This window comes from Halomonas mongoliensis (assembly GCF_052496345.1).
Window position 1 is genome coordinate 2,986,289 of record NZ_CP199288.1, and the last position, 22,204, is coordinate 3,008,492.

A 22,204-nucleotide genomic window follows, 5' to 3' on the forward strand; every position below is an offset into this window, starting at 1 on the left:
CCCGCAATTTGTCGGCCGGGTCCATGCGACCAAGGTCGGCGTTGTCTCCTGCCGCCCGAAGAGTGAAGAGGTCCTGCCCATGAGCGTCCACGCCATCCAGCATCCCCTGGTCCAGCACAAGCTGGGCCTGATGCGAGAAGCCGGCATCAGTACCAAGAGTTTCCGTGAACTGGCCGGCGAGCTCGCCAAGCTGCTGACCTATGAGGCGACCAAGGACCTGGAGCTCGAGGTCCAGGAGATCGACGGTTGGAGCGGCAACAAGATCCCCGTGAACCTGCTCAAGGGCAAGAAGGTCACCATCGTGCCGATCCTGCGCGCCGGCCTCGGCATGCTCGACGGCGTCACCGACCTGATCCCCAGCGCCCGGATCAGCGTGGTGGGCCTCTACCGCGACGAGGAGACCCTGGAGCCGGTGCCTTATTTCGCCAAGTTCGCGGGTGACCTGGACGAGCGCCTGGCCATCGTCATCGATCCCATGCTGGCCACCGGCGGCACCATGGTGGCGACCCTGGACATGCTGCGCGAGCGGGGCTGCAAGCAGATGAAGGTGATCGTGCTGGTGGCCGCTCCCGAGGGGATCAAGCGGGTGCAGGACGCCTACCCGGACATCGAGATCTACACCGCCGGTGTGGACGAGCGCCTGGACGAGCACGGCTATATCGTGCCCGGCCTGGGTGACGCCGGCGACAAGATCTTCGGCACCCGCTGACTCACCATCCATCGACATCGCGCCCCTGAGCCCTCGCGCCAGGGGCGTTTTTTCGGAGAACCGTCATGACCGACCCCTCGACGTCAGCCGCCGCTGCGCCCGTCGAATCGCTCCCCCGTACCCTGCTCACCGGGGCCCAGATGCTCTTCGTGGCCTTCGGGGCCCTGGTGCTGGTGCCGCTGCTCACTGGCCTGGATCCGAGCGTGGCGCTCTTCACCGCCGGGGTGGGGACCCTGGTGTTCCACGGCGTGACCCGGGTCACCGTGCCGGTCTTCCTGGCCTCGTCGTTCGCCTTCATCGCCCCCATCCAGGGCTCGGTGGTCAACTTCGGCATCCCGGCCACCATGGGCGGCCTGATGGCCGCGGGCCTGGTCTATGTGGCGATCTCCCAGGCGGTGCGCCTCAAGGGCACCGCCTGGCTGCACCGCCTGCTGCCCCCGGTGGTGGTGGGGCCGGTGATCATGGTGATCGGCCTGGCCCTGGCGCCGGTGGCGGTGAGCATGGCCACCGGCGAGACCAGCGACCATATCGGCTATGGCCCGGCGATCTTCCTCTCCATGATCAGCCTGCTGGTGACCCTGACCCTGGCGGTGTTCGGCCGCGGCCTGCTGCGCCTGATCCCGATCATGGGCGGTATCGTCACCGGCTATGTGCTGGCCCTCATCATGGGCCTGGTGGATTTCTCGCCGGTGCGCGAGGTGGCCTGGCTATCGATTCCGTCGTTCACCGCGCCGAGCTTCCACTGGGCGGCGATCCTCTTCATGATCCCGGTGGCCATCGCGCCTGCGGTGGAGCATATCGGTGACATGGTGGCCATCGGCTCGGTGACCCGGAAGAACTACCTGGAGAAGCCCGGCCTGCACCGCACCCTGCTGGGGGATGGCCTGGCCACCACCACGGCGGCGCTGTTCGGCGGTCCGCCCAACACCACCTACTCCGAGGTGACCGGGGCGGTGACCCTGACCCGCGCCTTCAACCCGAAGTACATGGTGGTGGCGGCCTGTCTCGCCATCGGCCTGGCCTTCGTGGCCAAGCTCGGCGCCCTGCTGCAGACCATCCCGGGGCCGGTGATGGGCGGCATCATGACCCTGCTGTTCGGCTCCATCGCCGTGGTGGGCATGAACACCCTGGTGCGCGCCGGCCACTCGCTGACCGCGCCGCGCAACCTGGTGGTGATCTCGCTGATCCTGGTCTTCGGCATCGGTGGCATGCAGTTCGGCGGCGGCCAGTTCACCCTGCAGGGGGTGAGCCTCGCCGCCCTGGTGGGCATCCTGCTCAACTGGGTGCTGCCCCGCGCCGAGGAAGACGAGTAGGGCGTCGCCTCGATCCCCCTCTGACGCAGGCGGGGCGCTTCCAGTGGAAGCGCCCCGCTTTTCATTCAATCCCGATAGCGGCGGGTGAGGTCGCCGTAGGCGTCGATGCGGCGATCTCTCAGATACGGCCAGATCCGGCGCACATCCTCGCCGCGCTCCATGTCCAGGGTCACCAGCAGGCGCTCGGCGTTGACGCCGCCGTGGGCCAGCAGCTCCCCCTGGGGCCCGGCGATGAAGCTGCCGCCCCAGAAGTCGATGCCGCGGCCGACGCCGGAGTGGTCCGGCTCGTGGCCGACCCGGTTGGCCACGATCACCGGCACGCCGTTGGCCACCGCGTGGCTGCGCTGGATCAGGGTCCAGGCGTCCTTCTGGCGGCTCTTCTCGGCGTCGTCGTCGGCGGGGTCCCAGCCGATGGCGGTGGGGTAGAGCAGAAGCTCCGCCCCGGCCAGCGCCATCAGCCGCGCCGCCTCCGGGTACCACTGGTCCCAGCACACCAGCAGGCCGAGCCGGCCCACCGAGGTGTCGATGGGGTGAAAGCCCTGGCCGCGGGCGTCGTCGGCGTCTCCCGGGGTGAAGTAGAACTTCTCATAGAAGCCCGGATCGTCGGGAATATGCATCTTGCGGTAGTGGCCCACGGCGCCCTGCTTGCGGTCGTAGACCACGGCGGTGTTGTGGTAGAGCCCCGGGGCGCGGCGCTCGAACAGCGAGCCCACCAGCACGATATCGAGCTCGGCGGCCAGCGCCGCCAGGCGGGTGCCGGTGGGGCCGTCCAGGGGCTCGGCCAGGTCGAAGAGCTCGGTGTCCTCGTACTGGCAGAAATAGTGGGTGGCGTGCAGCTCCTGGAGCATCACCAGCTCGGCGCCGGCGGCGGCCAGCTCGCGGATGCCGGCCTCGCTCTCGGCGAGGCTCCTGGCCTTGTCGGGCCAGGCGGGCTGCTGGACCAGGCCGACCTTCAGATGGCGGGGCATGTTAAAGCCTCCTCGGTTGCAAATTATCCGAGGCTATTCGGCGACAGTCCTCCGAGGGGGCGCTGTGAATACCTCCCTGTACGCTACCGACGCCATCCATGGCGTAGGACCCCCTCTGCGGACTTTCCCCGACGCCTCTTGATTCAGGTGAGTGTTGCCAGGCTGCCCTGGGGCAGCTGCATGGTCAGGCAGTGCAGGCTGCCGTGCTGGCGGATCACGCTCAGGCAGTCGATGGGAATGATGTCGCGCCCCGGGAAGGCGCCGGCCAGGGCGGTCAGCGCCCGGGTGTCGGCGGCGTCGCCGTAGGTGGGCACCAGCACCGCACCGTTGATGATCAGGAAGTTGGCGTAGGTGGCCGGCAGGCGGTGGCCGTCGACCGGGTCGAAGCAGGGACGCGGCCAGGGCAGCGGCACCAGGCGGTAGGGTTCGCCGTCCCGGCGGCGCAGCGCCTTGAGCTCCGCCTCCATGGCGGCCAGCGCCGGGTAGTGGGGGTCGTCCTCGTCGTCGCAGCGCACATAGGCGATGGTGGCCGGGTCGCAGAAGCGCGCCAGGGTGTCCACGTGGCTGTCGGTGTCGTCCCCCTCCAGGTGGCCGTTGGCCAGCCAGAGCACCCGGGTCACCCCGAAGTCCTCGTGGAGCCAGTCCTCCACTGCCTCCCGGTCGAGGCCGGGGTTGCGGTTGGGGTTGAGCAGGCAGGCCTCGGTGGTGAGCAGGGTGCCGGCGCCGTCGCTCTCGATGGCGCCTCCCTCCAGCACCAGGCCGCGCTCGCTCACCGGGCAGGCGTAGACGCCGGCATCCGCCAGGCGCCGCGTCAGGGTGTTGTCCCGGGCCGCGGGGAACTTGCCGCCCCAACCGGTGAAGACGTAGTCGTGCAGGCGCAGCTCGCCCCGCTCCTCCACCGCCAGGGGGCCGTGGTCCCGGGTCCAGGTGTCGTCGCTCTCCACCACTACCAGGGAGAGCCGTTCGGCGGGCACGCCGAGGCTCGAGAAGCGGCCGGCCAGGTGAGTGCGGGTGGCGGTGTCGGGCACGCTGACCAGCACCCGCTGGTAGCGGGCAATGGCCACCACCATGGCCTCCAGGGTGGCCTCAATGCGCTCGAGCAGCGGGGCCCAGTCGCTCTCGGGGCCGGGCCAGGTGAGCTGGACCGCATCCTGTGGATGCCATTCGGGAAGCAGGCGTTTGGCCATGGTCGTGAAGCCCCGCGGTAGATGAGTTGCCAGGTGCGCAGTGTCAGCCGGCGAATGTAGGCATCAATGGACAACGATGCAAGTCGTGCTGGTAGTCAGGGCGACCTCGGCCGGACACGGGCGTCGGTGATATTCTAGGAGCATCGCAGGTTGCCGTGCTGCCGATCCCGCAGTCGTCATTTCAAGGAGCCCCATGCGCCCGCCGACTCGACCCTTCCTAGCCGTGGCCCTGGCGCAGCCCTTCCGTGCCGCCGGTGGCGATACCCTGGAGGCCTCCCGATGAAACCGCCGGCCTTCGGGCTGGCCGGGCGCCATATCATCATGCTGCTGCTGGCCCTGCTGGTGGCGCTCTTCCTTGGCGGCATGTGGCTGCTCTCCGGGCTCAACCTGCGCATCGCCGAATCAACGCTGGCCGAACTGCGCGAGCAGCAGATCCGCGAGACCTTCCGGGCCAACCTGGGGCGCATCGACGCCCACCATCGGCGCATGGAGCAGAACACTCAGGACCTGGCGCGTATCGGTCGGCTGCTGGTCGAGCTTGGTGGAGAGCGGGACGCTGCGGAAGAGGCGCTTCATCAGGTGCTCCACGACTTCCCCGAGGCGCGCGGGGTCACCCTGTGGCTGACCCAGGCGGCGCCTCCTCTTGGCCTCTATGCCTGGCGCGAGGGTGGGCGGCTGCGGACAGCGTGGCTGGAGGCGGGGTGGGAGGAGAGCGACTGGCTGCGCCGCCGGCTGGAGACCTGGAGGAGCACCGAGGACAGCCTTCACTGGACCGCCGCCTACTACAAGGAGCGCATCGATGACGTGGTGATCAGCGCCAGCGCGCCGGTGCGTAGCGCCGACGGATGGGTACTCGGCATGGCCGCCAGCGACTGGGTGGCCGGCGATATCATCGGCCTGGTCAGCGACGTGGAGGTGACGCCCAGCGCCTTCGCCTTCCTCGTGGATCGCGAGAATCGCAACCTCTCCAGCCTGGCTCGGGCCGAGGACCAGCGGCGAGCCCAGCCGCTGATCGAGGCGGTGGTGGAGATGGAGTTGAACCGAGAGATGGCCGAGGAGGCGCCGGGCATGCTGGTACGCCGCTCCCTGCCCCTCCAGGGGGAGGCGTGGAGCCTGCTCTATGCCACCTCCCGGGCCGGCATGGTGTTTGGCATCGGCGTGCCCCAGGCCGAGGCCGATGCGGTGCTGGCTCCCATGCGGCAGGCCAACCTGCGCATCATGTCGGCGGTGGGGGCCGGCGTGCTGCTGCTGGCGCTGGTGATCCTGCTGCTGGTCGCCGGGATGCTGCGTCAGCTGCGCACCCTCTACACGGATCCGCTTACCGGCCTGCCCAATCGTGCCCGGCTGCTGGCCGATCTGGAGAGGCAGCGGGCGGGGTCTCTGCTGCTGGTCAACGTCGAGGGGTTCAAGCAGTTCAATGGCGTCTTCGGGCAGGCCTGTGGCGACCAGGTGATCCGCCACCTCACCGCCCGGCTCAGGGCCTTGCTTCAGGGCGTGGAGTGGCGAGGCAGCCGGCTCTACCGCATGCCCGCCGACGAGCAGGCCATCTGGCTACCGGGCCGGCTCTCGGCCGAGGCGCTGCAGGGCCGCCTGCAGGCGCTGCAGGCGGAAGTGGGCACGACACGGCTCGAGTGGCGGGGGCAGGAGCTGATGCTGCATGTCACCCTCGGGCTTGCCTCCACCTGGCAGCTCGAGGAGGAGGGCCGAGAGGCACTGATCGCCGCCGCCGGCATGGCGCTGCGCCAGGCGCGTCAGCACCAGCTGGGGTTCTGTCTGCATGACCCGGGGATGGGAGTGCGCGAAGGCTACGAGCATAACCTGGCCTGGGCCAACCGACTCACCGCGGCCCTCGACGAGGGGCGGGTGGTGGCCTACTTCCAGCCTATCGTGGAGCTGGCCAGCGGCCGGGTCACCAAGCAGGAGTGCCTGATGCGCCTGATCGACGAGCAGGGGGAGCCGGTCAGCCCCGGCCAGTTCCTGGCGGTGGCCAGGGGTAGCCGCCTCTATCGGCGGCTGACCCTGGCCATGGTGGAGCGCTGCCTGGCGGCCATGGCCGAGAGCGACCAGAGCTTTTCCCTCAACCTCTCCGCCGAGGACCTGGTGGACCCCGAGGTGAGCGAGCCGCTGCTCTCCCGGGTCGCCGAGAGCGGCCTCGGTCAGCGGCTGATCCTCGAGATCCTCGAGTCTGAGAAGATCGCCAACTATGCCGCGGTCAGCGATACCATCGCCCGGGCAAGGGCCATGGGAGTGAGGATCGCCATCGACGATTTCGGCACCGGCTATGCCAACTTCGAGCACCTGCTGCGCCTGGACGTGGACCTGCTCAAGATCGACGGCAGCCTGGTACGCCACCTGGACGGCGACCCCGAGGCCCTGGCGCTGGCCCGGGGCATCGTGGGCTTTGCCCGGGAGCTGGGCCTGGAAACGGTGGCGGAGTTCGTCCACAGCCCCGAGGTGCTGGCGCGGGTGCGCGAACTGGGCATCGACCATGCCCAGGGCGCCTGCATCGCCATGCCCGCGCCCTCGCCGGTGACCTCGATACGCCTGCCCTGACGGATGGGCGTGCAAATCTGCGGCAAGCGTGCCGCGCCCCGATGCAGCGTCGTGCAAAAAGCCTTACCATGGGCGCCCGCTGACAAGGAACGCCTCCATGCTTGACCGTCTGCCATTCCTGATCGGGTTGCGCTATGTGCGCGCCAAGCGCCGCAACCACTTTATCTCCTTCATCTCGTTGACCTCCATGCTGGGCCTGATGCTGGGCGTGGCGGTGCTGATCCTGGTGCTCTCGGTGATGAACGGCTTCGACCACGAGCTGCGCACTCGCATTCTCGGCATGGTGCCCCACACCAAGGTCGAGTCGCGCACCGGCATGGTGGAGTGGGAAGCGCTGGCCGAGCGGCTGATGGAGCGCGAGCGGGTGATCGGTGCCGCCCCCTACGTCGAGCAGCAGGGCATGTTCTCGGTGGGTGGCCGCAACGAGGGCGCCATGGTCAACGGCATCCATCCCGAGTGGGAGGACCGCGTCTCGATCATCGGCCGGCATATGCAGCGGGGCGGGCTGGATGATCTGCAGCCCGGGGAGTGGAACATCGTGCTGGGCTCCATCCTGGCCCGGCGGCTCGGGGTCGGGGTGGGCGACAGCGTGACCCTGCTGGTCCCGGAGGCCTCGATCACCCCGGCCGGGGTCTTTCCCCGCCTCAAGCGCTTCACGGTGAGCGGCATCTTCAGCGTCGGCGCCGACCTGGACGCCGCCCTGGCCTACGCCAATATCGAGGACATGCAGACGCTGGCGCGGCTGGGTGACGCCGTGGGGGGGCTGCGCCTGGAGCTCGATGACCTCTTTGCGGCCTCCGCGGAGACCCGGGCCATCATCAACGAGCTCGGCCCCGGCTACCGCGGCGTCGACTGGACCTTCTCCCACGGCAACCTCTTCCAGGCGATCCAGATGGAGAAGCGCATGATCGCGCTGCTGCTCACCGTGATCATCGCCGTGGCGGCCTTCAACATCGTCTCCACCCTGGTGATGGTGGTCACCGACAAGCACGCCGATATCGCCATCCTGCGTACCATCGGCGCCACGCCGCGCTCCATCATGGGCATCTTCATCGTCCAGGGGCTGGCCATCGGGGTGATCGGCATCCTGGTCGGGGTAGCGCTCGGGGTGCTGCTGGCCCTGACCATTTCCGACATCATCGACGGCGTCGAGAGCCTGTTCGGCATCCAGTTCCTGGATGCCGGGGTCTACTTCATCAGCAACCTGCCCTCGCGCCTCGACTGGGCCGACGTGCGCGACATCGTCGCCGCGGCCCTGGGCCTGACCTTCCTTTCCACCCTCTATCCGGCCTGGCGGGCGGCCAAGGTCCAGCCGGCGGAGGTGCTGCGCTATGAGTGAGACGACCATGCAAGCCACAGCCGAGCAGGGCGCCTCCCCGGCGCCGGGGGCGCCGATGCTGGAGTGCCTCGACCTGACCCGCATCTACCATGAGGGCCCCCAGGACGTTACCGTGCTGGACGGCCTGGCGCTGACCGTGCACGCCGGCGAGCGGGTGGCCATCGTCGGCAGCTCAGGCTCCGGCAAGACCACCCTGCTCAACCTGCTGGGCGGGCTGGACCAGCCCACCCGGGGCGAGGTACGCATCGCCGGCGAATCGCTGCTGGATCTGGGCGACGCGGCGCTGGGGCGCTTCCGCAACCGCCATATCGGCTTCGTCTATCAGTTCCACCACCTGCTGGCGGAGTTCACGGCTCTTGAGAATGCGGCGCTGCCGCTGATCGTGCGCGGGCAGTCCAAGAAGCAGGCCGAGGTGCGCGCCCGGGGGCTGCTGGAGAAGGTAGGCATGGCGGCACGGGCCGATCATAAGCCCGGTGAGCTCTCCGGCGGCGAGCGTCAGCGGGTGGCCATCGCTCGGGCCCTGGTCACCGACCCGAGCCTGGTGCTGATGGATGAGCCCACCGGCAACTTGGATCAGCACACCGCGGCCAGCATCCTGGCGCTGATGGACGAGCTGGCCCGCACCACCGCCTGCGCCTTCGTGATCGTGACCCACGACCCCGCCCTGGCGGCCCATCAGGACCGCGTCATGCGCCTGGACGAGGGGCGGCTGACCGAGCAGCTGCCGGCGGCGGAGGGCGCCTGACCGAGGCCGCCCCCTCGCAGTGCGATGAGCAAACGGCCGGCCCCGCATGGAGCCGGCCGTTTGCGTCAAGGGCCCTTTGCGCTGGGGGAGTCACCGTGGGTCGTCGTCCGGCGGTGGGCGCCGACGCCGCCTGCGTCGCCGCGCCTTCCAGCTGCGCGAGACCTGCCAGCGCCAGATCAGTCGGATGGCCAGGTTGCCGAGCAGTGCCAGCACGATGGCGGTGACCACCGAGCCCACCGCCAGGGCGGGGAGGATGTCGGCCATCTGCTCGGCGATCCAGCGGGTGGAGAGCCGCTCGGGCACCTCCCGGGCAGGGGTGTTCATCAGCCAGGCGCCGATGCGGTAGTTGCCGTAGAAGATCAGCGGCATGGTCAGCGGATTGGTGATCCAGACCAGGCCCACGGAGAGGGGCAGGTTGGCCCGTGCCACCCAGGCGCCGAGGGCCGCGACCACCATCTGGAAAGGGATCGGCAGCATGGCGCTGAACAGCCCCACGGAGAAGGCGTTGGCCACACTGCGCCGACTCAGCACCCACAGGGCGGGGTTGCCGATGAGGTGACTCATGAAACGCAGCGAGCGCTGGCGCCTGAGCGTCTCGGGGTGGGGCATGTAGCGCTGGAGAAAGCGGCGCGGCATGTCGTCGGGCTCGCAGCATCGGGACGCAGGCTATTATCCATGGATGGGCCCGCTTCCGCCATGGTCGCGACACTTCCATCGGCGGCGAGCGGGCGGCGATGCACGGACCTGGAGCAGGGGCATGCGCTATGGCATGGCCACCCTCCTGGCGCTGGCCGTGGCGGGTGGCCTGTGGCTGGGAACGCGCCCGCCCCCGGGGCTGCTCGAGGGGCTTGGCGCCTTGCTGCTGCTGGCGCTGGCCTGGCGGCGTCCGCTGGTGTGGCTGCCCCTGGCGGCCCTGGCCTGGGTGGCGGCGGGGCTGCTGCTGGCTCGCGGTGCCATCCTTCCCGATGGCCTCCTGCGCGAGGATCTCGCCATCGAGGGGCAGCTGATCAGCGTCTCTCGGGAGGAGCGCCTGACCCGCCTCACCCTGGAGGTGAGCGACTGCCACCCGCTGGCCGCGGGGCGCCCTGGCTGCGAACGCCTGCAGCGCGTGCGGCTGAGTGCCTTCGAGGCGCCGGCGATGCACCCCGGCGAACGCTGGGCGCTTACCGTGCGCCTGCGCCCGCCGGCGGGCTTCGCCAACCCCCACACCTTCGACTATGAGGCCTGGCTGTGGCGGGAGGGCATCCAGGCCACCGGCTATATGCGGCGGGAGCCGCCGCCCCGGCGCCTGGCCGAGGCGAGGCCCGGGCTGCGCGAGCACGCGCTCTCTCATCTGGAGACCCGTGGGCTTCCGCCCCGGGCCGAGCGCTGGTTGGCGGCGCTGACCCTGGGCGCCGGTGAGCGGCTGACCGCCGACGACTGGGGCCTGCTCAACGCCAGCGGTACCACCCATCTGATGGTGATCTCGGGTCTCCACGTGGGGCTGGTGGCGGGGTTTACCCTGCTGCTGGGGAGAGGGGCGGCGCGCCTGATCATCCCGAGCGGTTGGCGGCTGGCGGTATGGCCCTGGTGGCTGGCCGGGGCTGCCGCCGCCGGCTATGCCGGCCTTTCCGGTCTCGAACCGCCGGCGCTGCGTGCCCTGGTGATGACCCTGGTGGGGCTCTGGGTGGCCAGCGGCCGGCATGCGCCGGGTCCCTGGCAGGGGTGGTGGCTGGCCCTGGCCGTGGTGCTGCTCCTCGACCCGCGCCACGCCTGGCGGCCAGGGCTCTGGCTCTCCTTCCTGGCGGTGGCGCTGCTGATCCTGGCCTGGCAGGGGCGCCCGCGACCACGCGGCCTGCACGGCTGGGCCTGGGCGCTGGTCAGGACCCAGCTGCTGCTGGCGCCGCTGATGGCCGCGGCGGTGCTGCTGGCCTTCGCCCGGCTGGCCCCGGCCGCGCCCCTGGTCAACCTGGTGGCGGTTCCCCTGGTGAGTAGCCTGCTGGTGCCTCTTGGGCTTCTGGGCTGGCTGCTGGTCCCGCTGCCGCCGCTCTCAGCGCTCTGCTGGTGGCTGTTTGCCCGGCTCGCCGAGGCCCTGGCCTGGAGCCTGGAGCGGGCGGTGGCGCTGCTGCCGCTGTGGCTGCCCGAGCCACATCTGGTCACGCCCCTGGCGTTCTGCCTGGGGGTGATGGCACTGCTCTGGGTGCTGCCGGGGCTGGCGGGGTCACTGCGCGCCGCGGGCAGCCTGGCGCTGATCGCGGTAGCGCTGAGCCTTTCGCCCTCGGGTATCCCCCACGGGCAGCTGGAGGTGCGCGTGCTGGACGTGGGGCAGGGGCAGCTGGTGGAGCTGCGCACCGCCGGCTATCGGGCCCTCTATGATACGGGGCCTCGCTTTATCTCGGGCTTTGCGCCGGTGAGCACCCTCTGGCCGCCGGGCCAGCGCTTCGACGAGGTGATCGTCAGCCATGACGACATCGATCACGCCGGCGGAGTGCCGCTCCTGGCCGAGGCGCATCGCGTGGGGCGCTTCCTTGCGCCTCCCGGCGAGGAGATCGGGGTGTCCTTCGAGTACTGCCTGCAGGGCCAGGCCTGGGAGCGTGACGGTGTGCGCTTCCGCTTCCTGTGGCCGCCGGCCGATACGGCGGCGCTCTCCAGCAACGACCGCTCCTGCGTGCTGGAGGTCAACGCCGGCGGTGAGCGGCTGCTGATCACCGGTGACGTGGGTCGCCGGGTGGAGCGTTCGGTTCTGCTCGAGGCCGAGGCGCCGGTCACCCTGCTGGTGGCCGGCCACCACGGCAGTCACACCAGCTCGGGCCCCCAGCTGGTGCAGTGGCTGACCCCGCGCCACGTGGTCTACAGTGCCGGGCGCCACAACGCCTTCGGGCATCCCCATGCTGAGGTGGTGCGCCGCTTTCGGGCCGCCGACAGCTGCCAGTGGAGCACCGCCCTGGACGGCGCGCTGGCCTTCCGGCTGGGGGACGAGGGAGCGGTCCCCGTGGAGCACCGGCGCCGGCTGCCCTGGCGGCGCGGCGGTGTCGGAGGCGACTGCCTTGCGTTAGAATCGCCCTGAGACTCAACGCTGGATCACGGGGCACCTTCGAGGGAGTGCGCATGGACATGATGGAGGCCCTGATCGCCGGGGGCTGGCTGATGCTGCCACTGCTGGGCTGCTCGCTGCTGGCCACGGTCATCATCATCGAGCGGCTGTGGACGCTTCGCGCCGGACGCATCGCCCCCCGTGGCCTTGGCCAGGAGGTGTGCACCCTGGTGGCCAGGGGGCAGGTCAACCTCTACTGGCTGGAGAGCCACTCGCCCCTGGGCGGAGTGCTGGCCGCCGGGCTGCGCAATGCCCGGCTCGGCCACGATCAGGTGCGGGCTCGGCTGCAGGAGGCCGGCACCGCGGTGGTCCACGACATGGAACGCTTCCTGAGCCCGCTCGGTACCATCGCCGCCATCGCCCCGCTGATCGGCCTGCTGGGTACCGTGGTGGGCATGATCGAGGTGTTTGCGGTGATCGTCGCCGGCGACGGGGCCGGTCGCACCGCCGATCTCGCCGGCGGCATCTCCCGCGCCCTGGTGACCACCGCGGCGGGCCTGACCGTGGCGATTCCCGCCCTGATGTTCCACCGCTACTTCCTGCGCCGGGTCGAGGACATCACCGTGCGCATGGAGGAGCAGTCGAGCCAGGTGGTGGAATTTCTGGCCCACTTCGGCGGCGACCTGACCCTGGCCGAGCGTCACGAGGGCGGCGGTGACGACGAGCGCCTGGAGGCCGATGGCCGCCTGGCGCCGGAGGTGAGGCGCCCGTGAGGTTTGCGCGCACCCGCCGCGACCCGGTGGAGGTCAATCTCACGCCGCTCATCGACGTGGTGTTCCTGCTGCTGATCTTCTTCATGGTCTCGACCACCTTCGAGACTCGCCAGGCCCTGGAGCTCGAACTCCCCGAGACGACCAGCGGGGCCGCCGCCGAGGTCTCGCCGGTCACCCTGGTGGTCACCGCGGCCGGCGCCTACCGGCTCGGCGAGCGCGAGCTCGCCCCGGCCGAGCTGCCTGCGGCCCTGGCCGCCGAGGCCGAGCAGGCTCGCGAGCACGGGCTGGTGGTGGAGGCCGATGGCCGCGCCAGCCACGCCGACGTGGTACGGGTGCTCGACCAGGCCGGCCTGCAGGGCATCCAGCGGGTGCGCATCGCCACCACCGAAAGCCGCACCGGCGAGACCATTTCCCCACAAGCGGAGACGCCGTGAATCAGGACGGGACCCCCCAACACTCCGGCTGGACGCTCTACAAGCGCCTGCTGAGCTATGTGCGCCCCCACTGGCGCTCCTTCGGCCTGGCCATCGTGGGCTACGTCATCTATGCCGCCTCCAGCACGGCGCTTGCCGAGATGATGAAGCGCCTGATCGACGGCATCCAGGACCCCGATGCCGCCTTTCGCCTCTTCCTGCCGCTCTTCGTGGTCGGCATGTTCGCCGCCCGGGGCCTCGGCACCTTCCTCGGCACCTACTTCATGAGCAACGTGGCGCGCAACGTGGTCCACGCCCTGCGCTGCAACGTCTTCAACCATATGCTCCATCTGCCGGGGCGCTTCTTCGACAGCCACTCCAGCGGCCACCTGATCTCCCGGGTCACCTACCACGTGGAGCAGGTCACCGGGGCGGCCACCAAGGCGCTGACCATCCTGCTGCGCGAGGGGCTCTTCGTGATCGGCCTGATCAGCTACCTGCTGTGGACCAACTGGATGCTGACGCTGCTCTTCCTGACCGTCACGCCGCTGATCGGTGGGGTGGTCAGCTACGCCAGCAAGCGTTTCCGGCGCATCTCGGCCCGCATCCAGGCCTCCATGGGGGACGTCACCCACGTGGCCTCCGAGGCGCTCTCCGGCTACCGGGTGGTGCGTACCCACGGCGCCGAGGGCTTCGAGAAGTCCCGCTTCGCCGCGGCCAGCGAGTACAACCGCCAGCAGAGCATGAAGGAGGCGCTGACCAAGGCGATCAGCACGCCGGTGATCCAGCTGCTGGTGGCCCTGGCCCTGGCGGTGCTGGTGTGGCTGGCGATGTCGCCGGCGCTGATGGACAACATGACCGCCGGCGAGTTCGTGGCCTTTATCACCGCGGCCTCGCTGATGGCCAAGCCGGTGCGCCAGCTCACCGAGATCAACAGCGAGATCCAGAAGGGGCTGGCCGCCGCCGCGGAGCTCTTCGGCCTGCTGGAGGAGCCCGCCGAACGCGACGAGGGCCATCACGAGCCCGGCCGCCTGGCTGGCAAGGTCAGCTTCGAGGGGGTGCGCTTTCGCTACGCCGAGGGGCAGCCCGAGGTGCTCAAGGGGATCGACCTGGAGGTGGCGCCGGGTGAGATGGTGGCCATCGTCGGCCGCTCGGGCAGCGGCAAGTCCACCCTGGTGGGGCTCTTGCCGCGCTTTTATCGGCCCATCGAAGGGCGGGTGCTGGTCGATGACGTGCCCCTTGACGACTACCGCCTGGGGCCGCTGCGCCGCCAGATCGCCCTGGTCTCCCAGCAGGTGACCCTGTTCAACGCCAGCATCGCCGACAACATCGCCTATGGCGTGCCCGACGCCGACCCCGCGGCCATCGAGGCCGCCGCCCGGGCCGCTCATGCCCACGAGTTCATCGAACGCCTTCCCGGCGGCTATGCCACCGTGGTGGGGGACAACGGCGTCATGCTCTCCGGCGGCCAGCGCCAGCGCCTGGCCATCGCCCGGGCGATCTTCAAGGACGCGCCGCTGCTGATCCTCGACGAGGCCACCTCGGCCCTGGATACGGAGTCCGAGCGCCATATCCAGGCGGCGCTGGAAGAGGTCTGCCGCGGGCGTACCACCCTGGTGATCGCCCACCGCCTCTCCACCATCGAGCGTGCCGACCGCATCCTGGTGATGGAGCAGGGCGAGATCATCGAACAGGGCTCCCACGCCGAGCTGCTGGCCCGCGATGGTGCCTACGCCGCCCTGCACCGCCTGCAGTTCCAGGACGCAGACCCGGCATGAGCGGGCTGGGCGAGCGCTGGCTGGCGGCGGCCTATGCGGGAGCCTCCTGGCTGACCCTGCTGCGGCCCCTGGAGCGGCTCTACCGCGCCGCGGTGGCGCGTCGCGCCGCTGCCTACGCCGAGGGGCGTCGTACGGCGTGGCAGGCCCCGGTACCGGTGATCGTGGTGGGCAACCTGACCCTGGGTGGCACCGGCAAGTCGCCCCTGGTGGCCTGGCTGGCGGCCTGGCTGGCCGAGCGCGGCTATCGTCCGGGCATCCTCTCCCGGGGCTATGGCGGGAAGAGTGATGCCTACCCGCTGCGCGTCGATGAACAGACGCCGGCGGCGCAGTGCGGCGACGAGCCGCGCATGCTGGCCGACCAGACCGGGGTGCCGGTGGTGGTCGACCCGGACCGTCCCCGTGGGGCGCGAGCGCTGCTGGCGGCGGGCTGCGATATCCTGATCAGCGACGACGGCCTTCAGCACCTGGCGCTGGCCCGCGACCTGGAGCTGGTGGTGGTGGACGGGGCGCGGGGCTTCGGCAACGGCCGCTGTCTGCCGGCAGGGCCGCTGCGCGAGCCCCTGTCGCGACTGGCCAGCGTCGATGGGGTGGTGGTCAACGGCGAGGCGCGCTTCGCGGCCCCGGCGGGCGCCTTCGGGATGACCCTGGCCCCCGTGGCCTGGCGGCGGCTGGGGGACGGCGCGCGGCGTGCCCTGTCGCCGCCGCCCTTCGCGGGGCCGGTCCACGCCGTGGCCGGCATCGGCCGGCCGGCGCGCTTCTTCGAGACCCTGGCCACCCTCGGCGTCGAGGTGATCCCCCACCCCTTCGCCGACCACCACGCCTACCGCGCCGAGGAGCTCGCCTTCGCCGATGGCCGACCCCTGGTGATGACCGCCAAGGATGCCGCGAAGTGCCGGGGCCTGGCGCCTCCCGACAGCTGGGTGCTGGAGGTGGAGGCGCAGCCCGAGAAGGCCTTCGCTGTGTGGCTCGAGGCGCGGCTGGCCGCCCTGGGGGCGGCAGCGACCGACACGAATCCGCGAGCCGGCACGCCGCCGGTTCGCCATCAGGAGTGAGGTGAACACGATGGACAAGGAACTGCTGGCCATGCTGGTCTGCCCGCTGTGCAAGGGCAAGCTCAAGTACGACCGCGAGGCCGAGGAGCTGATCTGCCTCTTCGACGGTCTGGCCTACCCGATCCGCGACGGCATCCCGGTGATGCTCCCCGAGGAGGCGCGGCAGCTCTCCGCCGAGGAGAAGCTCCACGCCTCACCCGGACGCACGGGGGAGGCGTGATGGCCGAGCGCGACTTCATCGTCGTCATTCCGGCGCGCTTCGCCTCCTCGCGGCTGCCCGGCAAGCCCCTGGCCGAGATCGCCGGGCGTCCCATGGTGGCCCATGTCTGGCAGCGTGCCTGCGAGAGCCGCGCCGCCCGGGTGGTGGTAGCTACCGACGATGCTCGCATCGAAGCGGCCATGGTGGCCGAGGGGGCCGAGGTGGTGATGACCCGCGCCGACCACCCCTCCGGCACCGACCGCCTGGCCGAGGTGGCCGAGCGCCTGGGGCTGGCCGCTGACGCCGTGCTGGTCAACGTCCAGGGCGACGAGCCGCTGATCCCGGCGACGCTGATCGACCAGGTGGCCGACCGGCTCTTCGACGACCCGGAGGCCTCCATCGCCACCCTCGCCGAGCCGATCAGCGACGTGGAGAGCCTCTTCAATCCCAACGTGGTGAAGGTGGTGCGCGCCCTCTCCGGGCGGGCGCTCTACTTCTCGCGGGCCCCCATCCCCTGGGACCGTGACGCCTTCGCCGCCCGCCCCGAGCTGCTCGAGACCGACGCCTGGCTGCGCCATATCGGTCTCTACGCCTATCGCGCCGGATTCCTGGCCGAGTATCGCGACTGGGTGCCGTCGCCCCTGGAGCGGCTCGAGCACCTGGAGCAGCTGCGCGCGCTCCATCACGGCCACGCGATTCAGGTGGCCCTGGCCAGGGAGCCGCATCCCGCCGGGGTCGATACCGCCGAGGATCTCGCCCGAGTGCGGGGCCTGCTGGACGCCGCCGACGGCCGGGGAGGTGAGTGATGCGCGTGCTCTTTGTCTGCCTGGGCAATATCTGCCGCTCGCCGACCGCCGAGGGCATCTTCCGTCGGCTGCTCGAGGAGCGGGGCCTGGCTCACCGGGTCGAGGTGGACTCCTGCGGCATCGGCGACTGGCACGTCGGCAAGGCGCCGGACCCTCGCACCCGCGAGGCGGCCGCCCGCCGCGGCATCGATCTCTCGACGCTGCGCGCCCGCCAGCTGCACGATGAGGACTTCGCCACCTTCGACTACCTGCTGGCCATGGACCACGATAACCTGGCGGCCATGCGCGCTCGGGCGCCCCAGGCGCTGGACGCCCACCTGGGGCTCTTCCTCGAATTCGCCGGCCGGCCCGACGCCGCCGTGCCTGACCCCTACTTCGGCGGCGAGGAGGGCTTCGAAGCGGTGCTCGACCTGGTGGAGCAGGGGGCTCGCGGCCTGCTGGCCGAGATCGAGGCGACGCTGGAGCGCCGTCCTTGAGTTCGCTGCCTTATCCCCCGCGTGACCTGTCGAGTGCCAATACCCTGGGGCTGCCCTGCGTTGCCGAGCATTTTGCCGCGCCCGAGAGCCTGGCCGCGCTGCAGGCCGCCCTGGTCGAGGCGCGTCGGCAGGGGTGGCCGCTGACCCTGCTCGGCGGCGGCAGCAACCTGATCCTGCCCGAGCGCCTGCCTGGGCTGGTGATTCGCCCGGCCATGGCTCGCTGGTGGCTGGAGGAGGGTGAGGGCGAGGCGGTGCGGGTCCACGCCGAGGCCGGCGTCGTCTGGCACGACCTGGTAATGGCCCTGGCCGGACGTGGCCTCTGGGGCACCGAGAACCTGGCGCTGATTCCCGGCAGCTGCGGCGCGGCGCCGATCCAGAATATCGGCGCCTATGGGGTCGAGCTCTGCGAGGTGCTGGAGGCGGTGGAGGTGGTCTCTCTGGCCGATGGTGGCGAGCGCTGGATGACGGCGGAGGCCTGTGCCTTCGCCTACCGCGACAGCATCTTCAAGGGGGCGCTGGACGGTCAGGTGGTGATCACTCGCCTGGTGCTGCGGCTCTCGCGCACACCTCGGCCGCGCCTGGGCTACGGGGACCTGGCCGAGCGGGCGGGGGAGCAGCCGACGCCGCTCCGGGTGGCCGAGGCGGTCTGCGCCATTCGCCGCGAGAAGCTGCCCGACCCGGCGGTGCTGGGCAACGCCGGCAGCTTCTTCAAGAACCCCGTGGTGGCCGCGGTTCAGGCCGAGCGCCTGCTGGCCCTGCACCCCGAGATGCCGCACTTTCCCCAGCCCGACGGGCGGGTCAAGCTCGCCGCCGGCTGGCTGATCGACCAGTGCGGGCTCAAGGGTTGGCGGGAGGGGCGCTTCGGCGTTCACGAGCGCCAGGCGCTGGTGCTGGTCCACTTCGGTGGCGGCAGCGCCGCTGAGCTCCTGACCTTCGCCGCACGGGTGGCCGGCCGCGTAGCCGAGCGCTTCGGCGTCGAACTCGAGCGCGAGCCGCGGCTGGCCGGGGAGAGGTCCTGAGCCGCCGAGACCTCCCTGAGCGATAGCCCGAAACGACCGCGCCCGCAGCCATGGCTGCGGGCGCGGTCGTTTTCAGCGGGAGGGCGGAGCCTCAGCTCTTCTTGCCCTCCTGGGCCTTGGCCTCCTGCTCGCGCCGCCGGATCTCTCGCGGATCGTTATGGGCGCGGCGGCGACGACGGCTGGCACGGCTCTCGGCCGGCGTCTCAGCCTTGGCGTCCGGCTTCGGCGCGGCCTTGGGGGCTTCTGCCTTGGGCTCGGGCTTGGCGTCCGGCTTGGTTTCAGGCTTGGGCTCGGCCTTGGGGGCGTCTGCCTGGGCCTCGGGCTTGGCGTCCGCCTTGGTTTCAGGCTTGGGCTCGGCCTTGGGGGCGTCTGCCTGGGCCTCGGGCTTGGCGTCCGCCTTGGTTTCAGGCTTGGGCTCGGCCTTGGGGGCTTCTGCCTGGGGCTCGGGCTTGGCTGTCGGCTTCGGCTCGGCCTTGGGGGCTTCTGCCTGGGCCTCGGGCTTGGCGTCCGGCTTGGTTTCAGGCTTGGGCTCGGCCTTGGGGGCGTCTGCCTGGGCCTCGGGCTTGGCTTCCGGCTTGGTTTCAGGCTTGGGCTCGGCCTTGGGGGCTTCTGCCTTGGGCTCGGGCTTGGCTGCCGGCTTCGGCTCGGCCTTGGGGGCTTCTGCCTGGGCCTCGGGCTTGGCGTCCGCCTTGGTTTCAGGCTTGGGCTCGGCCTTGGGGGCTTCTGCCTGGGCTGCGGGCTTGGCTTCCGGCTTGGTTTCAGGCTTGGGCTCGGCCTTGGGGGCTTCTGCCTTGGGCTCGGGCTTCGCTTCCGCCTTGGGCTCGGCCTTGGGGGCTTCTGCCTGGGCTGCGGGCTTGGCTTCCGCTTTGGGCTCGGCCTTGGGGGCGTCTGCCTGGGCCTCGGGCTTGGCTTCCGGCTTGGTTTCAGGCTTGGGCTCGGCCTTGGGGGCGTCTGCCTGGGCCTCGGGCTTGGCGTCCGCCTTGGTTTCAGGCTTGGGCTCGGCCTTGGGGGCTGCTGCCTGGGGCTCGGGCTTAGGCTCCGCCTGCTGGGCATTATCCGCGGCGTCGGCCTTGGCCGCCTCCGCCTGCAGGCGCTGCTGCTCCTCTACCGCCTTGGGGTGGATGGCGTGCTGGCGGCTGCGGTTGCGCGGATTGTTGCGGCTGCGCTTGGGCTTGCCATCATCCACCGGGGCCTCGCTGCGGGCCTCGGCCGCCGGGCTTGCCTTCTCCTGGGAGGGAGAGGACTTCTCGGCAGGGCGCTGGCGGCGGCTGTCGTCGCGCCCCTTCTGGGGCTCGCGGGTCTGCTGACGGCTCTCTTCCTGGCGGCCAGCGTCCTGACGGCCAGCCTCCTGGCGCCCGCGTCCGCGGCTGCCGCGGTTGCCGGTGCGCCCATCTGCGTTGCCGCCGCTGCTCTCCTGGCGCGGTTCGCCGCGGCCGCCGCTCTCCTGCTGGCGGGCCTGCGGGGCGCCGCTGCGGCGCGTGTCGTCACTGCGCTGGCGGCGCTGGCGCTGGTTGCCGCTACGCCCGCCGCGCTCGCCCTGGTCGCCATCCCGGGCCGGCTTGCGCTGGGGCTGGCCGGTACCGGCGGGCGTCTCGCGGCGCTCGGCGGGCTTCTCCTCGTCGCTGCCCAGCAGCTTGGCGATCCCTTTGACCAGTCGGCCCAGTACGCCCCCCTGTGGCTCGGCGGCTACCGGCGGGGTGGCTCTGGCTGGCGTGGGCGCCTTGGCCTGAGCGGGTGCCTTGGCGGCCGCGGCGGGCTTGGCCGGCGCCTCCTCCTGCTGCAGGGAGGCGGGGGCCGGCTCGTGGTGGATGACGGTCTTCACCGCGGCCTCGGCGCGGGCCACCGGCTTGCCGAAGCTGGGTTCAGGCTCGCGGCCTACCTCGGTCTCGGTCGAGAGCTCGAAGCTGGACTTCTGGGTGCCTTCCTCCTCCACGTGGTCGTCGCGCAGGCGCTGGACATCGTAGTGGGGGGTGTCCATGTCGGGGCTCGGCAGCAGCACGACCCTGACGTCCTGGCGACGCTCGATCTCGGCCAGCACGGCGCGCTTCTCGTTGAGCAGGTAGGTGGCGACCGGCACCGGCAGGATGGCGCGGATCTGGGCGCTGCGCTCCTTCATCGCCTCCTCTTCGATCAGGCGCATGATCGACAGCGAGATGGAGCGCACGTCGCGAATGGTGCCCTGACCGTCGCAGCGGGGGCAGACCACGCCGCTGGTCTCGCCCAGGGAGGGACGCAGGCGCTGCCGGGACATCTCCATCAGGCCGAAGCGGGAGATGCGACCGATCTGAACCCTGGCGCGATCCAGCTTAAGGGCGTCGCGCATGCGGTTCTCGACCTCGCGCTGGTTGCGCGCCGGGCTCATGTCGATGAAGTCGATCACCACCAGGCCGCCGATGTCGCGCAGGCGCAGCTGGCGGGCGATCTCGTCGGCCGCCTCCAGGTTGGTCTGCAGCGCCGTCTCCTCGATATCGCTGCCGCGGGTGGCCCGGGCGGAGTTGATATCGATGGAGACCAGGGCCTCGGTGTGGTCGATGACGATGGAGCCGCCGGAGGGAAGCTTCACCTCGCGCTCGTAGGCGGTCTCGATCTGGGACTCGATCTGAAAGCGCGAGAAGAGTGGCACTTCGTCAACGTAGAGCTTGATCTTCTGCTGGTAGGAGGGCATCACCTGGCGGATAAAGGCCAGGGCCTCCTGGTGAACCGCCTCGCTGTCGATCAGCACCTCGCCGATATCCTGGCGCAGGTAGTCGCGCATGGCGCGGATGATGACGTTGGACTCGCGGTAGATCAGGAAGGGGGCCGAACGCTTGCCGGCTTCGCTGGTGATCGATTCCCACACCTGCACCAGGTAGTCGAGGTCCCACTGCAGCTCCTCGGCGCTGCGGCCGATGCCGGCGGTGCGAACGATCAGGCCCATGCGGTCGGGCACCGTGAGGTGGTTCATGGCCTCCTTGAGCTGGCTGCGCTCCTCCCCCTCGATGCGACGGGAGATGCCGCCGGCCTTGGGGTTGTTGGGCATCAGCACCAGGAAGCGGCCGGCGAGGCTGATAAAGGTGGTCAGTGCCGCGCCCTTGTTGCCGCGCTCCTCCTTGTCCACCTGGACGATCAGCTCCTGGCCTTCCTTCAGCACCTCCTTGATGCTGGGGCGGCCGGAGGAGGGTTCCTTGATGAAGTAGTCGCGGGAGATTTCCTTCAGCGGCAGGAAACCGTGGCGGTCGGCGCCGAAGTCGACGAAGGCGGCTTCCAGGGAGGGTTCGATGCGGGTGATCTTGCCGCGGTAGATATTGGCTTTTTTCTGCTCCCGGGCACCGGATTCGATGTCCAGGTCGTAGAGGCGTTGTCCATCGACCAGGGCGACGCGCAGCTCTTCGGGCTGGGTCGCATTGATGAGCATCCGTTTCATGTTGACTCGCACTATGGGGCGCCGGCGAGTTCGACGTGGCGAACCTCTGTGTGCTGCGTGCCTGTGCTCAGCGCATGTCTTCCATGCGCAGTAGCGTCCGACCGTGAGGCTCCCTGCGGGGCAGCATCACGGCATGAGCCTGTTGAGTACGGGGCGGAGGCAGGACATGTCTCGGTGGGGGTCACCCATCCGGCCCTGCGGTCACCGCCAACACCTGGCATTCATCGATTCGCCGACGCCGGTCTCCGGCACGCTGTTTAACGTGTCCCGTGTCCAGCCGACGTTCCATGACGGGGGGTAACGACGGGGGGATCCGGGCGTGGCGCTGTATCGCTCTATTTCGTTTGTCGCTGGGCGGCGGGACGCTCAAGCGTCGTCGCGGCCTGATCTTTCGGCTCCGGCCTGCGTGTCTGTCGGGCAGGCGCTTGGCGGGCCTGGTGTCGGGCCATGGGAGCGCG

General features: G+C 70.4%; 18 protein-coding genes. 14 read left to right on the forward strand and 4 right to left on the reverse strand.

All coding sequences use genetic code 11. From position 1 onward, the window contains the following. Positions 1 to 79 precede the first annotated feature (79 nt). Together upp and ACRYRV_RS14105 are read left to right on the forward strand one after the other, a co-directional pair. On the forward strand, positions 80 to 709 hold the full coding sequence (upp, locus tag ACRYRV_RS14100) for a uracil phosphoribosyltransferase (protein WP_444984718.1): 630 nt from the start codon (positions 80 to 82) through the stop codon (positions 707 to 709). A 65-nt stretch (positions 710 to 774) separates the two neighbouring features. Beyond that, entirely contained in the window at positions 775 to 2,022 is a 1,248-nt protein-coding gene (locus tag ACRYRV_RS14105) for a uracil-xanthine permease family protein (protein ID WP_444984716.1), read from the forward strand. 65 nt (positions 2,023 to 2,087) lie between these two features. On the opposite strand, the gene ACRYRV_RS14110 is transcribed toward ACRYRV_RS14105, so the two are convergent. Then, positions 2,088 to 2,990 carry a carbon-nitrogen hydrolase gene (locus tag ACRYRV_RS14110; protein WP_444984715.1) on the reverse strand — a complete coding sequence of 301 codons (903 nt, stop codon included), beginning with the start codon at positions 2,988 to 2,990 and terminating at the stop codon, positions 2,088 to 2,090. Positions 2,991 to 3,133: 143 nt separating this feature from the next. After that, positions 3,134 to 4,177: an agmatine deiminase family protein gene (locus ACRYRV_RS14115; protein WP_444984714.1), complete on the reverse strand. Its 1,044-nt coding sequence runs from the start codon at positions 4,175 to 4,177 to the stop codon at positions 3,134 to 3,136. A 279-nt stretch (positions 4,178 to 4,456) separates the two neighbouring features. On the opposite strand from ACRYRV_RS14115, the gene ACRYRV_RS14120 reads away from it, so the two are divergent. From ACRYRV_RS14120 to ACRYRV_RS14130, 3 genes are all read left to right on the forward strand, one after another. Next, complete coding sequence (locus tag ACRYRV_RS14120) at positions 4,457 to 6,730, forward strand: EAL domain-containing protein (protein ID WP_444984713.1); 2,274 nt, start codon at positions 4,457 to 4,459, stop codon at positions 6,728 to 6,730. A gap of 97 nt (positions 6,731 to 6,827) precedes the next feature. Next, the gene (locus ACRYRV_RS14125) at positions 6,828 to 8,069 is read left to right on the forward strand and encodes a lipoprotein-releasing ABC transporter permease subunit (RefSeq protein WP_444984712.1); all 1,242 of its coding nucleotides are present in this window, start codon (positions 6,828 to 6,830) and stop codon (positions 8,067 to 8,069) included. A 7-nt stretch (positions 8,070 to 8,076) separates the two neighbouring features. Then, positions 8,077 to 8,814 carry an ABC transporter ATP-binding protein gene (locus ACRYRV_RS14130; protein ID WP_444984711.1) on the forward strand — a complete coding sequence of 246 codons (738 nt, stop codon included), beginning with the start codon at positions 8,077 to 8,079 and terminating at the stop codon, positions 8,812 to 8,814. A gap of 90 nt (positions 8,815 to 8,904) precedes the next feature. On the opposite strand, the gene ACRYRV_RS14135 is transcribed toward ACRYRV_RS14130, so the two are convergent. Further along, positions 8,905 to 9,450, reverse strand: a complete 546-nt coding sequence (locus ACRYRV_RS14135) for a DUF2062 domain-containing protein (protein ID WP_299313483.1) — start codon at positions 9,448 to 9,450, stop codon at positions 8,905 to 8,907. 121 nt (positions 9,451 to 9,571) lie between these two features. Here ACRYRV_RS14135 and ACRYRV_RS14140 point away from each other — a divergent pair, with 121 nt between their 5' ends. From ACRYRV_RS14140 to murB, 9 genes are read left to right on the forward strand one after another with little or no spacing between them, the layout of a single operon-like run. Then, positions 9,572 to 11,860: a DNA internalization-related competence protein ComEC/Rec2 gene (locus ACRYRV_RS14140; RefSeq protein WP_444984710.1), complete on the forward strand. Its 2,289-nt coding sequence runs from the start codon at positions 9,572 to 9,574 to the stop codon at positions 11,858 to 11,860. Between the two features lie 41 nt (positions 11,861 to 11,901). Next, positions 11,902 to 12,600 (forward strand): MotA/TolQ/ExbB proton channel family protein, encoded by a 699-nt coding sequence (locus ACRYRV_RS14145; RefSeq protein WP_253443572.1) that lies wholly within the window; start codon positions 11,902 to 11,904, stop codon positions 12,598 to 12,600. After that, a complete protein-coding gene (locus ACRYRV_RS14150; protein ID WP_253443571.1) occupies positions 12,597 to 13,034 on the forward strand; it encodes an ExbD/TolR family protein in 438 nt (145 codons plus the stop codon). Before ACRYRV_RS14145 ends, ACRYRV_RS14150 begins: the two co-directional genes overlap by 4 nt. Then, entirely contained in the window at positions 13,031 to 14,791 is a 1,761-nt protein-coding gene (gene msbA / locus ACRYRV_RS14155) for a lipid A export permease/ATP-binding protein MsbA (RefSeq protein WP_253443569.1), read from the forward strand. Before ACRYRV_RS14150 ends, msbA begins: the two co-directional genes overlap by 4 nt. Beyond that, positions 14,788 to 15,843, forward strand: a complete 1,056-nt coding sequence (gene lpxK, locus ACRYRV_RS14160; RefSeq protein WP_253443567.1) for a tetraacyldisaccharide 4'-kinase — start codon at positions 14,788 to 14,790, stop codon at positions 15,841 to 15,843. The genes msbA and lpxK overlap by 4 nt, the downstream gene beginning before the upstream one ends. A gap of 10 nt (positions 15,844 to 15,853) precedes the next feature. Continuing rightward, on the forward strand, positions 15,854 to 16,063 hold the full coding sequence (locus ACRYRV_RS14165) for a Trm112 family protein (RefSeq protein ID WP_253443566.1): 210 nt from the start codon (positions 15,854 to 15,856) through the stop codon (positions 16,061 to 16,063). Next, positions 16,063 to 16,848, forward strand: a complete 786-nt coding sequence (gene kdsB, locus ACRYRV_RS14170; RefSeq protein ID WP_444984709.1) for a 3-deoxy-manno-octulosonate cytidylyltransferase — start codon at positions 16,063 to 16,065, stop codon at positions 16,846 to 16,848. Before ACRYRV_RS14165 ends, kdsB begins: the two co-directional genes overlap by 1 nt. Further along, positions 16,848 to 17,324, forward strand: a complete 477-nt coding sequence (locus ACRYRV_RS14175; protein WP_253443562.1) for a low molecular weight protein-tyrosine-phosphatase — start codon at positions 16,848 to 16,850, stop codon at positions 17,322 to 17,324. The genes kdsB and ACRYRV_RS14175 overlap by 1 nt, the downstream gene beginning before the upstream one ends. Beyond that, on the forward strand, positions 17,321 to 18,343 hold the full coding sequence (gene murB / locus ACRYRV_RS14180) for a UDP-N-acetylmuramate dehydrogenase (protein WP_309635648.1): 1,023 nt from the start codon (positions 17,321 to 17,323) through the stop codon (positions 18,341 to 18,343). Before ACRYRV_RS14175 ends, murB begins: the two co-directional genes overlap by 4 nt. 91 nt (positions 18,344 to 18,434) lie before the next feature. Here murB and rne read toward each other — a convergent pair whose 3' ends face one another. After that, positions 18,435 to 21,746, reverse strand: a complete 3,312-nt coding sequence (gene rne / locus ACRYRV_RS14185; protein WP_444984708.1) for a ribonuclease E — start codon at positions 21,744 to 21,746, stop codon at positions 18,435 to 18,437. Positions 21,747 to 22,204 lie beyond the last annotated feature (458 nt).